We start from the raw sequence: 14355 nt of genomic DNA, 5'->3' as shown, positions 1-14355 counted from the left end.
TGTTTCAAAATTAAATCACCCTCCCATCCACTAAAAAATGAAAACTGCATCCCACACCATATTAAATGCCAATCTAGCAGTAGCTCAAATAGCCTTTAAAACAAACGATATATTCCCTATATACCCTATCACACCAGCATCAGAGATGAGTGAAATGGTAGAACAATGGTGTGCAGAAAACAAGACAAACATATTTAACAATACACCTTCAGCATTTCAAATGCAAAGCGAAGCCGGAGTTGCTGGAGCCATGCACGGTGCAATACAAACAGGCTCGTTGGCAACTACTTTTACAGCCTCACAAGGCTTATTGTTAATGCTTCCCAATATGTATAAAATAGCTGGTGAATTAACACCAAATGTTATTCATGTAGCCACAAGAAGCATCGCAACCCATGCCCTTTCTGTTTTTGGCGATCATAGCGATATTATGGCCGTGCGCCAATCAGGTTATGCTCTATTAGGTAGTTCTTCGGTTCAGGAAGCTCAAGATTTTGCATTGATAGCTCAAGCGGCAACATTGGAATCCAGAATACCTTTTGTGCATTTTTTTGATGGTTTCAGAACGTCACATGAAATGAATAAAATAGCAGTAATCCCAGACAGTGTTATCCAAAACATGATGGACAGCAAACACATAAAAGAGCATAGAAACAGAGCCTTAAATCCTAATAACCCCGTCATTAGAGGCACATCGCAAGGTCCAGATGTGTTCTTTCAAAGCCGAGAAGGAGTCAATACGCATTATAATGCGTGTCCTGAAATAGTTCAAGAAAAAATGGACGCATTCGCCACTTTAACCGGCAGACAATACAAGCTTTTTGACTATGCAGGTCATCCCAAAGCCGAGCAAATAATCGTTGCTATGGCTTCGTCATGCAATACCATACAAACAACAATCAATCAATTAAACAAAAATGGCAAAAAATTAGGTCTGATAAAAGTACGCTTATTTAGACCATTTAGCGCAAAACACCTCTTAAAAGCCTTACCTAGCACTGTAAAATCAATCGCTGTACTTGATAGAACCAAAGAGCCAGGCTCAACAGGAGAACCACTGTATTTAGATATCGTACAAGCCGTAAATCAAGCTTTCCAAAATAATGAAATTACTGTAATGCCAAAAGTAGTTGGAGGACGTTATGGACTATCCTCAAAAGAATTCACGCCATCTATGGTCACAACTATTTTTCAAAATTTAAAACAAGATCAACCCAAAAATAATTTCACCATTGGGATTCATGACGATGTAACGCATTTAAGTCTGAATTATCCAAAATCTTTTAAACTAGATAATGATAACTACGAAGCTATTTTTTATCAGGAAAAAACAAAAGTGGACATCAACAGTTTTAATACCATAACCAAGCTTTTAGGCTATCAAAAAGATGTTTTTGTTCAGAACTACATTACTAGAAGTTATAAAAAATCAGATACCTGTTGCGAAGCCCATTTAAGAATTGATAATAACCCTATAAACTTACCATATCTTATAACGCAAGCTGACTTCATAAGTTGTTCAGATTTACAATTAATTCAGAACGATACCATTATGACTAAAGCCAAAACAAGTGGAACCATTTTGGTCAATACGCAGCTTTCAACAAAAGCACTATGGCAAAAGCTTTCCGCTAACCAGCAGTATCAAATTATTGAAAAAAATATTAGCCTTTTAACGGTAAATACCACAGAAATAAAAGCCTCCAGCAAACAGCAAAACAATGATATTTCTGCAATACACGCTTGCTTTCTAGCATTAAAGTTAGATTATGCGTTTAAAAACGAGTTTTCTAAATATAAGGAATTCATCTATCAAGTCGATAAAACAATAGATTACAATGCAAACGATGTTATAGCAGATTTCGACTCAAATTTTAATCAAACACTTTTAGGTCAGTTATTACTTAATAAAGGTAACGATGTTCCGGTAAGCCTACTCCCAATTGATGGTACTTATCCAACAAACACAGCGCTATCCAATTCAACAATCAATAATACCGAAACCATTTCATGGAATCCTGACACTTGCACACAATGCGGTGCTTGTAGCATGGCTTGCCCATTATCGGCTTTACGTATTAAAGTGTATGATGATAAATATCTGGAAGGGAAACCCAATATGTTTAAGCAGACCACATCCCATGATTTTGATGTATTAAATTACACCGTTCAAGTAAATCCAGAACAATGTAATGGTTGTAACAACTGCATGGATATTTGTCCATCTAACGCACTAAGCAAAACAAAAACACATCAAGAGGAATTAGCAAATTGGAAGCATTTTAAAACCATTCCAGAATTTGACAGATCCAAAATCAACGTAGAAAAAGTAAGCCAGCAACAACTACAAGAACCCTTATTTAAGTATGCTAATGGCGATAAAGGTTGTGGTGAAATGGCCTACCTAAAAGTGATGTCCCAATTATTTGGTGACCGTATGCTTATTGCCAACGCTACAGGTTCCAGCTCCATATTTGGTGGCGCCTTACCCACTACGCCATGGTCAACTAATAGTAAGGGTCAAGGACCTGCTTGGTCAAACTCACTCTTTGAAGATAATGCCGAATTCGGTTTAGGCTACAGAATGTCTATTAACCAATTAGAAAAACAAGCCAAAATACTATTGGAATCCTTATTGCCCGTTTTGGATTTCGATCTGGCTTATGATATATTAAAAGCAACTCAAAACAATGAAAAGGAAATTATTGAACAACGTGAACGTGTAGAAATTCTAAAAGAAAAGCTACACGAAATTAATTCACCTAACACAAAAAAACTGTTGAACATAGCCGATAACCTAGTCAAAAAGAGCGTATGGATTGTAGGTGGCGATGGTTGGGCTTACGATATTGGTTTTGGTGGATTAGACCATGTTATGGCTTCAGGCGAAAACGTCAACATCCTAATTCTGGACAACGAGGTGTATGATAATACAGGAGGCCAAGCCTCGAAAGCCACGCCACTAGGAGCACAAGCCAAATTTGCTTTTGGGTGCAAACACAAACAAAAAAAGGATTTAGGCTGGCTAGCCATGAATTACGAAAACGTATATGTCGCGTCCGTGGCCATAGGTGCCAATCAGGAGCAAACCTTAAAAGCATTTAATGAAGCCGAAAGCTTTAACGGACCATCCATAATAATAGCCTATTGTCATAGTAGCAATCATGGTATCGACATGAAAAGCCCAAGCAAATATCATAAAGCTGCTGTAGCATCAGGACAATGGTTATTATATAGAAATGACCCAAGACGAAAAGAGCAAGACTTAAACACCTTACAATTGGATTCTCAATTTCCAACACTACCTATTGAAGATTATTTAAAACTGGAAAGTAGGTTTACTAAAATAGCAGACAACAAACAACATGTTCAACAACTTCAAAAATCCGTCAATGCACGTTTTCAAAAGTATGCCACTTTAGATATACCAAAACCTACGAAAAATACGTGTTTTAATAGCTGAAAAACACTACACCAATGCAATATTAACTACTTAATATATTACGTTATTAACCAACAAATAAGGCACAAAAAACACATAGATTAAACTAAAATTGTTCATGAAAAATATAACACAAAAAACGCTCGGATTAAGCTTTTTATAACAAAAAACTCCAATGCATCGCATTTGTGATTATGCTTTATGGAACAAAATGGAACAGCTGACGAACAACTTATTACCTGCTTCAAATATTAAAAAAGATTTAAAAAGGAAAAGCCTGAAAAATTTCAGGCTTTATCTATTGGAAATATCTTCAATATTACATATCAAACTCTGTTTGAACATCTTTAGTTTTCTTTTTATAGTTACTTAACTTATAGCTAATGTTTAACAATGCAATTGGTGATTCATTATTAAAATCTCCTAGCAAATTCATATTACTTGTATTGGTTTTAAGTTCATAGTTTAAAGATTGTAACACGTCTTTTAATTGAAGATTTACTGATAGTCTTCCATTAAGGAATTGTTTTTTTGCAGCAATATCTAAAAAATAGTAATTACTCAACTCGCCTTGGGATCGTGCTGTTTTACTTGCATAATAACCTATAAGTTGAATGGAAGTCGTTTCGTTAATGTTAAATGAATTGACTAATTGACTTGTCCAAGAAAAGTCGTCGTTTTGATTTTTAACACCTTCAATGTTTGCCCATACATCATAATAAAACAGGTTAACATTTGCATTAATACTCCACCAGTCTTTTACATTAAAACTGTACATAGTCTCAAGACCAATAGTTTTATCACCTGCATCGTTATGGAACATGGTATGAATCTTGTCATCGTCTTCTAGTGTAAGTTTTTGGTCTATTTTATCTTTCGTAATTCTGTAATATAAATTAGATGAAATAGATGTTTTTTCCTTGCTATAGCTGTAACCTAATTCAAGATTTCGAACTATTTCAGGGGTTAAGTATGGATTTCCTTCTGAATAGAAATAGTCATCTATAAATTCAGGAAATGGATTCATCATGTACTCATCAGGTCTATTTATTCTATTGGTTAATGCCAGTTTTAAGTTGCTATTTTCATTTATATCTTTTGATAGTGACAATCCTGGGAAGAAATTAGCTTTATGATATTTGTACTGCTCATTGGAGCTTTTACGCTTCAAGAGTCTATCTGTATATTCTAATCTTAACCCAATGGAAGCCACTATATCATTAAAAAAAGTAGTATTTAAATTGGCATAAGCAGCATAAACGGTTTCATCAAAATTGTACTTATTTGTATAATCAGGATTATCTACCCAATCATTTATATCGTAATCAAATTCAGAATATGCAACGTTTAAAAAACGGTTGTATAAGTGGTAAGAAACTCCTGTCTCAAGACTTGTTTTTTCAGAAAACACTTTTGTGTAATCTGTATCAAATCTTACATCGTTACTGTTATTCTTATTCGATATGGTTAATCTATAAGGTTCAGTATCTACTATATTTTGATTTTCATCAGTAATATAAGATTCTTGTTCATTGTTAAGATCATAATCTATATACGAATAGTAAAGGTTAAACGAAAGATTATCACCCGTTTCATTGAGTGTTTTATTATACCCTAAATTATTGGTAAAGAATGTTGGTTTTAACTTTATTCTGAAAGGATTGTATTTATGCTCCTCTGTACTTTCTGGTATAGTATATCCTGAATTTGTATTAAGAATAGAGCCGCTAGTTTCATTATAACCTGTATGAAAGGAATAAGAAAAATTATTTGTTTCATTCGGGTTATAATCTACTCCAAATCTAAATCCAAGGTTAGAGTCATTAATACTTCTATCCTGTAGCATTGATGCATAATGCGTGTTGTCTTCATTATATAATGTTCTGTAATAATTATTATTTGCAGTTTTGGTGTAGTCTCTCCAGTCGGCCGCAAATGAATAACTCACTTTTTCTTTGTTTAAATTAACAGTTACATCTCCAGAGTATTTATCTTTTGTTCCTACGGATGCGTTTACCATTCCATTAAAGCCACTAGCATATCCTTTTTTTAGAATAATATTGATAATACCTGCACCACCTTCGGCATTGTATTTAACAGATGGGTTGGTTATTACCTCAATATCTTTTATACTATTTGCAGGTGTTTGTTTTAATACATCTTGTGCGCTTAATGTGGTTGGTTTACCATTAATAAGAACAATAAATTTTGTGCTTCCTCTTAATTTTACATTGTTATCAGAATCTATTTGAATAGATGGCGAAAGTTTTAATGCATCAACAGCAGTACCGCCTGTAGCTGTTAAATTTGAAGATACACTTAACACTTGTTTGTCAATTCTATTTCTTATGGCTTTTGTTTTAGATTTTACAACTACTTCTTCAAGTGCTTCGTAGTTTTGCTCAAGTGCTATAACTCCTAAATTAATAGTTGTTTCGGAAGTATTTAACTCTAATGGATCTATAACATAGTCTTTATAGCCCATAAAACTTATCTTTAAAAAATAACTTCCTTGACTTATTCTATCAATTGTAAAAATTCCATTGTCATCAGAAATAACACCAGTTATTAATGATTCATCATTTTTGGAATACAATGCAACCGTTGCATAAGGTATTGCATAGTTGGTTTGTTGTTCAACAACAGACCCAGATATTGTCCATTTTGTTTCTGTAGAATAGCCTTGTATTGTTGTTAAATAAATACAGACGGCTAAAAGAATTTTGATTGTAGCTTTCATGATTTCTATGATTTTATGAGACAAATGTCTTTTAGAAATCATTGAAAATCGACCGACTATGAAAAGTCGAACGCTTTTTTAAAAACAAATTCGTTCGACTTTATAAGGTCACACGTTCGGCTTTTTTTAAGCGCCTGATTTTAAGCGTGTTTTGCGATACTCTGTTGGTGTTTTACCCGTATACTTTTTAAATGCTGTGTTAAACGAAGATTTAGAATTAAAGCCAACTTCATACAATATTTCCAAAATAGTGAAGTCTTTTTTTTCTGGACTTATTAATAGCTCTTTGGCTTTTTCTATTCTATAAGAATTCACAAAATCAAAAAAATGTTGGTTTAGATCATGATTTATAAGAATAGAAAGCTCTTTAGTAGGCACATTAATTTGGGAAGCTAACTCTTCCACACTTAAAGATGGGTTGAGAAAAGGCTCATTAGTCTTCATGTAAGTTTTTAATCGTATGATCTCTTTCGTCTCTTCTACAGCTTTATTTTCAGAAGCACTAATAACCTGCTCTGAAGCGATATTTTTGATGAGCTGTAAATCCGATTTTACACCTCTAAACAATTCAGGATTGTGGAGCGCTTTTAAGACCATCCAAGAAATTAACCCCAAGGTTAGCATAGAGGTAACAAAATAGGTATAATCATAAGCTTCTTGAATATGCATGAACATAAAAATATTTTTAAAGGTAGCTATTAAAGCATCTAACATCAGTAAACCAACCAATTGAAATAGCCACTTGTAATTGAAAAGACTTGCGTTTGAAAAATTTTCAAGAAGCAGTCTTTTATATTTTCTAATGAGTAAAAAGCATAAAACACCGTATAATGCTATTTGTATGTGCACCAATATATAAGATAGCTTTATGGCAAGTAATTCGTGCCCTTCAGCATTGGCTTGTAAAAAGTTCCGCTTGCCTTCTGAATCTACCGAAAAATAATCAGGCCACAGAATGATGAAGTTAATCACAAACCCCCATAGATGTAGTAAATGTTTCGGTTTAAGCTTAAAATCAGAGTATATTACAGAGAGTAAATACAAATAAAGTAGTGGTAACTTAAAAAAAACGGTATTGTTTATTAACATACCCAAACCAGGGTATTTGGGGTATACAAAAAATGAAGCAAACAATCCACTTGAATCTTGCGCATTAACCAACAAAAAAGCAATGAGAAGGAAGTTGCTTAATCTCTTTTTTGTTTTTATTGTAAGTAAAAACAAAATTAATATCCAAGAAATAAAAACAATAATTACACTGATTAAATTATCAAATGTTAAATCTTTCATGAACAGAATAAAATATTATGTCTTATTCACAAAAGTAGGGATTTAAATGATTAGATTTTTTTATTAAAGACAAAACAGAAATACAAAAAAGCCTGAAATGAATCAGGCTTTTAATCAAAAAGTTGAAAACTCTCTTTTATTATTAATTAGCATTAATTACACTTCCAGATCCAGTAATATTTGTATTTATGGTTGGTGTTCCTTTAAAATACACGTTACCACTTCCTTCAATATCAACATCTAAATTATCTGAACAGTTAATTTTTACGTCCCCAGAACCTTCAATATCTATAGTGCAATCATTTACTAGAAAATCAAAACCAGAAATATCGCCAGATCCTTGATTTCTAATAGTTAAACCTGTTGATACTCCATCAATTTCAATATTTCCAGTACCTTCATTATCTATTGAAAAAGCACCATTATTATCAATATTATGAATATACATATCTCCAACTCCAGAATTTGTTAACCCGTTTAAATTATTTACAGTAATATTCACACGAACCGTAATATTTCTGTAATCATAATTTTCATTTAAACGTAACCTTAATTCATTGTTGCTTGTACTTGTTCTTACCTGACCAATAATGTTGTCGTCAGCGGTGATTTCTACAGATTGCGTTGTGCCTTGGCTAACTGTTACTTCAAAAACGCCTTCACTATCTATTTTTGTAAAGGTATCAACAGCTCTTGTTTCTGTTGTTAAATTTCCTGAACCAAAAAGTGTGTCATCATCGTTTGAACACGATGTAGTACATACCAATAATATTAGTATTGGTAACATTAATAAACTTTTCATTGTTTTTGTTTTTAAGTTTAACTCTTGATTTAATTTAACCAATGGCATCCATTGAAAGTTTAAAGGGTTCCATTCGTTCTTTGATTGATTTTTATTATTCATACTTATTGTTTTAACTTCTCTTGTTTTCATTTTTTAAAATTTTAATTTATTATACAAATGTCTATTAGAAATCATTTAAAATCGACCGACTTTGTAAAGTCGTACTCTTTTTATTGAACTATTAACTGCCCCAACCTAAAACTCAATTTTATAAGACAAGCTTGGAACTACAGTAGTACTAAATTCTTTTTCAACTCTATTGGTATTTAAATTGAAAATATGACTATCAAATTCTTCTGTTTGTGATGAATTGATAACTTGTAAAGACCATACCGAAGCATGTTTCGGTTTATTTTTCCTGAAAGAAACCGTAAATGATGTAATTGGGGTATCTGGAAGTTTTTCTGAAAATGAAAGGTTGCCATTTGTTTCACCATATACCACTTCTTGCATTGCTATAGATTCTTGCTCATCAATAGCTACCAATCGATTACCACCTAAATAATTGAGTCTGATATTGGCACTCAATAGATTGTTTTTTGATTTACCTACTTGCCATTCTTTCCCTACAAGCGCATTAAAACCATAGTTTTTGTTTAACCTGGTATTTCTTTCAACACCATCATTTCCTGTATATTTTGAATCAAAAACAGAAGCAGAAAGTAAATAGTAAAATCCTTTATTTAAGTATTGCTCTAAAGACAGGTCAATACCAAAATTTCTACCCGTACCAGTACTAACTAATGTCTCTTCAAAGTATAAATTGTTCTGAATGTTGAGTGTCGATTTAAACCCATCTTCTTCTACAGGAACATTGGTTAAATACTGATAATATGGTTCTATGCTTAATTTCAAGTTGTCAGTAAGCATCGTATTATAAGACAAAACGAAATGATTTGATTTCATGAATTTCAAATCTTTATTAGGTTGGTTGCCATTGTCATTCACAAAATAAATTGGAAGCGATTCTATTCGACTATGCAATCCATAAGCTAAAGCAAGGTTTTGCCTTTCATTAATCTCATATTTTAGAGAAATACGTGGTTCTATTGACACATCTTTATTCAAATTGAAATACTGCATATGAAAACCAGCATTCAACTGAAACTTATTAGACAATTGAAATCTTGATTGACTAAATAATTGATACAACATAGAATTCCCCTTTTCATTTACAATATTTACAGGCGTTGTATTTTGCTCATCTGAAGCACTGTTTACATTTAAATCGTAACCTAAATAGTTTACGTAAAACCCTGTTCGGTTGTAATGTTTTTCGCTGAAATAAGAATTAATATGGGATTGTAATGTTACTTTATAACCATTCTTTTTTGTAGTGGATGGTAAATAGTTTAGTGTGTTACTATCATCAATATATTGTTCTTTAAACGACATGCCATTTCCAGAAACCGATAGCGTTGAATTAAGATTTGATACATCATTAACTCTAATTTTATGATTAAGCCCAGAAGCAAACAGGTATTGAGATAATTTTGATTCCCAACCATCATCTTCAGAGACTCTTTCTTCAATAGGAACAGCTTCGGCATCAATACTATCATAAGCACCCAATCCCCATAAAGAAAATGTTCCAGATTTTTCTGTTGGTAACTTGATTTTATAAGACAAATCCTGATACTTAAGAATTCCAGCATCATCAGGAAGAAAAGAACCTATTAAAGCCAATGTAGAATAGCGATAGTTAAATAAGTAAGTTGCATCGTTGTTTTTACTGAAAGGACCTTCTGATGCAAAATCAAGGCCTAATATTCCTGCCTGAATGGAATACTCCCTTTCGGTTGAATTGCCAGACCGCAAATTAATATCAAAAACTCCAGAAATAGCATTACCATATTCGGCAGGGAAAGCTCCTGTATAAAAATCGCTATTACCCAAAACATTGTTGCTTAATGCTGTTAAGGCTCCAGCACCTGCAATATCTAAATCAGCAAAATGATTAGGACTAGGTATTTCAACACCTTCAATACGCCATAATAAACCAGAAGGTGCATTCCCTCTAATAGAAATACCATTACTTTTTGTGGAAGGACTTACAACACCTGCAAACGACGACACTAAACGCGCAGGGTCATCAATACCTCCTGCAAAACGTTGATTTTCTTCAACTGAAAATTGACGACTACTTACTGATGCTAACCCATTAATAGGCTTTTCTTTTTGTCTTCTAGGTGCTAATACTATTTCATTTAACTGTGTAGCTTCCTCTTGAAGTTCTATGTTTAGCACCGTTTGCTTTCCTGAACTCACCAAAATATTACTGATGAGCATTGTTTCATATCCAAGCATTGATACTTGAAAACTTTGTCTGCCAACTGGTACGTTCTCCAAAATAAAATTGCCATCAAAATCTACCATTGCACCTATTAATGGTTGTGAATTCAGCAATACAACGTTTGCTCCAACTGCTGGTGTTCCTGTTCCTTTTTCTAGAACTGTTCCTTTAACGGTTTGTGTAATACTTTGTGAAAACGAAAGCCCACAAAAACCTATGATACCGATTAGTGTTATTATTATTATTTTTTTCATGATTAAATGGTTTTATGATTAAAGAAAAAACTCTTGTCGTTATAGATTATATAGATTGCGAAAGCAGACAGTAAACAAGTCTGAAACACTTTGCTCATTGGATGGGTAGCGAAAACCTCATTGAAATAGCCTGCTGCTATATGAAATATTATAGGTAGAATGATGTTGCGATTTGCCTTGTAGTAAATCCAATTCATAATAATTACGAAAGGAAACAAGCTTACTAGAAAGTTTAACGAATACAACCATCCATCTTCTACCAAATTGCTATGGTAATAATCTTTTATACTGGCTAAAGGAAAATGCCAAATACCCCAAAACAATGCAAACAATAAGGACGTTTTAAAAAGATTGAATCTAGCTCGTAAACAATCTGTTCCGTAAGAATGCCACGCCAATTCTTCTAAAAGCGGTGCAATAACCAACATAAACCAAACAGGAAATACGCCTGATGTAAATGAAAATGATTTGGCCAATTGAAATTGCTCAATACTGTAACCAAACAAAAGTGAAACACCTTGAGCTAATAAAATGCTTAAAGGCATAAGCAGAAACGTAATCACAATGTAAGTGGGTTTGATTCTTTTGAAATTGAAGATTCTTTGCTTAAAATCAGAAAGCAATTCTTGATTGCCTTTTGCAAGAAGCAATGCAATGCCAACAGGTGCCAATAAACCTATAAAAGCTATAATACTAGCAGATAGTTGCCATAAATTACTATTAGATTCTATATGACTTATATAACCTGCTGTAAACCACAACAGCCAAGGAATTGCTGTTGATAGTACATAAAATAAAGTTGCCTGATTGTATATTTTGAAGTTCATAACCTCTGTTTTTAAAATTATTCTGATGCAAATATTTATCAAAAACAAAGGCGCATCGCCTTAACGTGAAAGTCTGAACTTTTTAGTTGTACGAACTTATAAGACAGGACGTCTTATAGCTTAATTAAATTAGAAATTATGCACTATACATCTAGCTTTTTAAGCCAGATAAATATTGTGAAGGTGTAACAGATTTTATTTTCTTAAAAGCTGTATTAAAAGTGGATTTTGAATTAAAACCTGAATCAAAAGCATTTGCTAAAAGGCTAAATTCAGGATTGTTTTGGGCATTTTCTATAAACTCTTCAACACGATACTTATTTATAAAATCATAAAAATTGACTTTTTCGTATTGGTTTATCACTTGAGATAAATGATTAGTGGAAGTTGATAAATCTTGTGCTAATTCGCTAATTGTTAATTTAGGGTTTAAATAAGGTTTATCTTCTTTCATTAAAACCAATAATTCATTGTGGATTTTGGTGGCATCATCGCTCTTTAAGCTAGAGTTTTTGTATTCACTTTCGGTTTTTACAAGTTCTTCTTCTTGTATGGGTTGGTTTGCGAACAGCCCCTTTTGCTTAATGCCTGAATAGCCAATATAAACTACAAAAGCAACTATAATGGAATAAAATAAAATATCTGCATTAAAAGGAAATTGAAACCCAATAATCTCTCTAAAAACAGAAACAATAGTTGCAACGACAAAGAATGAACCCATTCCAATAATGGCATTTTGCAACCATTTTAAATTAATTTGATTTATTTCTGAAAAATTCTCTTTTACTACTATTTCTCTTTTTACAAGTTTTCTGTAAGCTAAAATAGTATAGGTTATTCCTGAAACTATAAACCCTACCAACATAATGGATGCTAATGTACCATTATAGTCATCAATTATTCCTTTATAAACTTGAATTTTTTCCTCTGTCGAGTAGAAGAAAAAGAAATGAAACATTAGTAAATAAGATATTAAGGCTGGTAAAAAATGTAGATAATCAACTTTTTTTAAATGTGATTCATTTTTAATTGAGTATAGCACATATAAATACAAAAAAGGCCCATATAAAAATGGTAATGGCGCTGTAACACCAATAAGATGCGGATACGTTTCCCAATACCCTTTATGGAATAAGAAATAGCCTGTTAGATGAATGCCAATAAAAAATAACCAAATAGCCATAAGGTTATCCGGAAGCACCTTATCTTTTTTAGAAAATAAAAGGATTCCTAAAAAAAAGGCTAATACAATGCCGATGTTTAGTACAAATTCCATCAAAAAGCAATTTATCTATTTTGTTTAAAGTTAAACATATTAATATTAGCCTATTTTATACTAAAGACTGTTTTCTTATTAAATTGTTACCAATCACAATTACGATCACAAAAACCACAACTTACTCTTTGATTCATCTTTAATATCGTTTTGGAATCGTGGTACTAATTGGGCAACCATTTCTAGAACAATAATTTTACCCTAAATTCTAACCCTGTTTTTTTGGATTGTTTTTAAATTTCTACTTTTTATCACTTACTCATTAATTATGGAGCAAATCTATCAAAAAAGTTTTCTAAAAACACTTCAAAACCATAATCCCTACTCCATTCTCCGCATTCAAAACATACAATTCGCCATCAACCTCTTGATAAAACCGTACACCCAGCACTGCAAGTAAAGTCCCAGAAGAAATAGGCATGCTATTGGGTATTAAAGACACAATACTTCCAGCAAAATGCTTATCCAACACTAGAGTATCTGCAAGATGCAAATCAAAATCCAGCGTATTAAAATCCATATCCAAAACACCATAGGTTAATTCAATATGTGTAGCACCCTTTATAAAACCAACTTGCTTAATATGAAATTCAGAAATAGTCAATTCAAAAGTAGTAGCATCAACAGCATAAGTAAAAGGCAGAACACGCTTCACATCACATTCAGATGTATAATGAAACTGTTTAAACAGTGTAAGTCCGTTGCTATGGGCAACACCCTGCCCAACCCGGCGTTCACCACGCTTACTTACGGTATCCAAATCCTTCAACTGTGTGAACAAACTCATCAACCTACTATGAAAATGTGTAAACTTATAGCCTTTGTAAAAAGGTCGCAACGCCATTCTAAAAGCTTTATTAACAGCAGAACAATGCCCAAACTCACTACTGTTTTCTCGTACACGACGCATACTAGGCTTATTCTTGATGTCTTTCGCGTTAAAACCTCCACCAGCTTGTCTAACAACAGGTTTGCCGTGCAAATAGTAAAAATTTAAGCCGCCCAATGTACCTACAAATGGTAAAATACCTTTCTGTTTTGCCATAACTCCTGTATTTAAGTTAAACACCTCATGTATAGCAATATACAAAAATTTAAAATAAGGGTTATAGCGTGGTTATAGCGTAATTATATCATGCTTATGGTGTGGTTATAGCGTAAGAGATAAATGTCTAATACAAATCTAATTAATGAAAAACTAATAAGATAAGGGATAAGGCGGTTTCATATTTGATAGTATCGTATGATACTATCACAAATACAAATCATTACTTCCCGATACAATATTTAACTTTTCTTTAAATTAAAGGGTTTCTCGTGTTTGGGCAACAAATAGGATACAAAAAACTCATAAAAAGAGTAAAACAAGAGCAATCATTAATAAATTCA

8 protein-coding genes are annotated in these 14355 nt (G+C 32.7%); 1 reads left to right on the top strand and 7 read right to left on the bottom strand.

What is annotated here, in order from left to right; all coding sequences use genetic code 11:
* Nucleotides 1–37 precede the first annotated feature (37 nt).
* Nucleotides 38–3463 carry a 4Fe-4S binding protein gene (locus K7G76_RS06590; protein ID WP_223033364.1) on the top strand — a complete coding sequence of 1142 codons (3426 nt, stop codon included), beginning with the start codon at nt 38–40 and terminating at the stop codon, nt 3461–3463.
* Between the two features lie 298 nt (nt 3464–3761).
* On the opposite strand, the gene K7G76_RS06585 is transcribed toward K7G76_RS06590, so the two are convergent.
* The 7 genes from K7G76_RS06585 to K7G76_RS06555 all read right to left on the bottom strand — a co-directional run bounded on the left by K7G76_RS06585 (nt 3762) and on the right by K7G76_RS06555 (nt 14011).
* The gene (locus tag K7G76_RS06585; RefSeq protein ID WP_223033363.1) at nt 3762–6182 is read right to left on the bottom strand and encodes a TonB-dependent receptor domain-containing protein; all 2421 of its coding nucleotides are present in this window, start codon (nt 6180–6182) and stop codon (nt 3762–3764) included.
* A 126-nt stretch (nt 6183–6308) separates the two neighbouring features.
* The gene (locus K7G76_RS06580; RefSeq protein WP_223033362.1) at nt 6309–7472 is read right to left on the bottom strand and encodes a helix-turn-helix domain-containing protein; all 1164 of its coding nucleotides are present in this window, start codon (nt 7470–7472) and stop codon (nt 6309–6311) included.
* Between the two features lie 142 nt (nt 7473–7614).
* Nucleotides 7615–8406 carry a head GIN domain-containing protein gene (locus tag K7G76_RS06575; protein WP_223033361.1) on the bottom strand — a complete coding sequence of 264 codons (792 nt, stop codon included), beginning with the start codon at nt 8404–8406 and terminating at the stop codon, nt 7615–7617.
* Between the two features lie 105 nt (nt 8407–8511).
* Entirely contained in the window at nt 8512–10863 is a 2352-nt protein-coding gene (locus K7G76_RS06570; RefSeq protein WP_223033360.1) for a TonB-dependent receptor, read from the bottom strand.
* A gap of 2 nt (nt 10864–10865) precedes the next feature.
* Entirely contained in the window at nt 10866–11690 is an 825-nt protein-coding gene (locus tag K7G76_RS06565; protein ID WP_223033359.1) for a CPBP family intramembrane glutamic endopeptidase, read from the bottom strand.
* 151 nt (nt 11691–11841) lie between these two features.
* Complete coding sequence (locus K7G76_RS06560) at nt 11842–12966, bottom strand: helix-turn-helix domain-containing protein (protein WP_223033358.1); 1125 nt, start codon at nt 12964–12966, stop codon at nt 11842–11844.
* A 295-nt stretch (nt 12967–13261) separates the two neighbouring features.
* Nucleotides 13262–14011, bottom strand: a complete 750-nt coding sequence (locus K7G76_RS06555) for a hypothetical protein (RefSeq protein WP_223033357.1) — start codon at nt 14009–14011, stop codon at nt 13262–13264.
* Between the last annotated feature and the right edge of the window lie 344 nt (nt 14012–14355).

It is taken from the genome of Hanstruepera marina, from assembly GCF_019880635.1.
GTDB classification, from domain to species: domain Bacteria; phylum Bacteroidota; class Bacteroidia; order Flavobacteriales; family Flavobacteriaceae; genus Hanstruepera; species Hanstruepera marina.
This window is presented reverse-complemented; position numbering and strand designations above follow the sequence as displayed.

Excerpts from the sequence above, each read along its gene's own strand:
- K7G76_RS06590 (WP_223033364.1), top strand. The coding sequence starts at position 38 with ATGAAAACTGCATCCCACACCATATTAAATGCCAATCTAGCAGTAGCT.
- K7G76_RS06585 (WP_223033363.1), bottom strand. The coding sequence starts at position 6,182 with ATGAAAGCTACAATCAAAATTCTTTTAGCCGTCTGTATTTATTTAACA.
- K7G76_RS06580 (WP_223033362.1), bottom strand. The coding sequence starts at position 7,472 with ATGAAAGATTTAACATTTGATAATTTAATCAGTGTAATTATTGTTTTT.
- K7G76_RS06575 (WP_223033361.1), bottom strand. The coding sequence starts at position 8,406 with ATGAAAACAAGAGAAGTTAAAACAATAAGTATGAATAATAAAAATCAA.
- K7G76_RS06570 (WP_223033360.1), bottom strand. The coding sequence starts at position 10,863 with ATGAAAAAAATAATAATAATAACACTAATCGGTATCATAGGTTTTTGT.
- K7G76_RS06565 (WP_223033359.1), bottom strand. The coding sequence starts at position 11,690 with ATGAACTTCAAAATATACAATCAGGCAACTTTATTTTATGTACTATCA.
- K7G76_RS06560 (WP_223033358.1), bottom strand. The coding sequence starts at position 12,966 with ATGGAATTTGTACTAAACATCGGCATTGTATTAGCCTTTTTTTTAGGA.
- K7G76_RS06555 (WP_223033357.1), bottom strand. The coding sequence starts at position 14,011 with ATGGCAAAACAGAAAGGTATTTTACCATTTGTAGGTACATTGGGCGGC.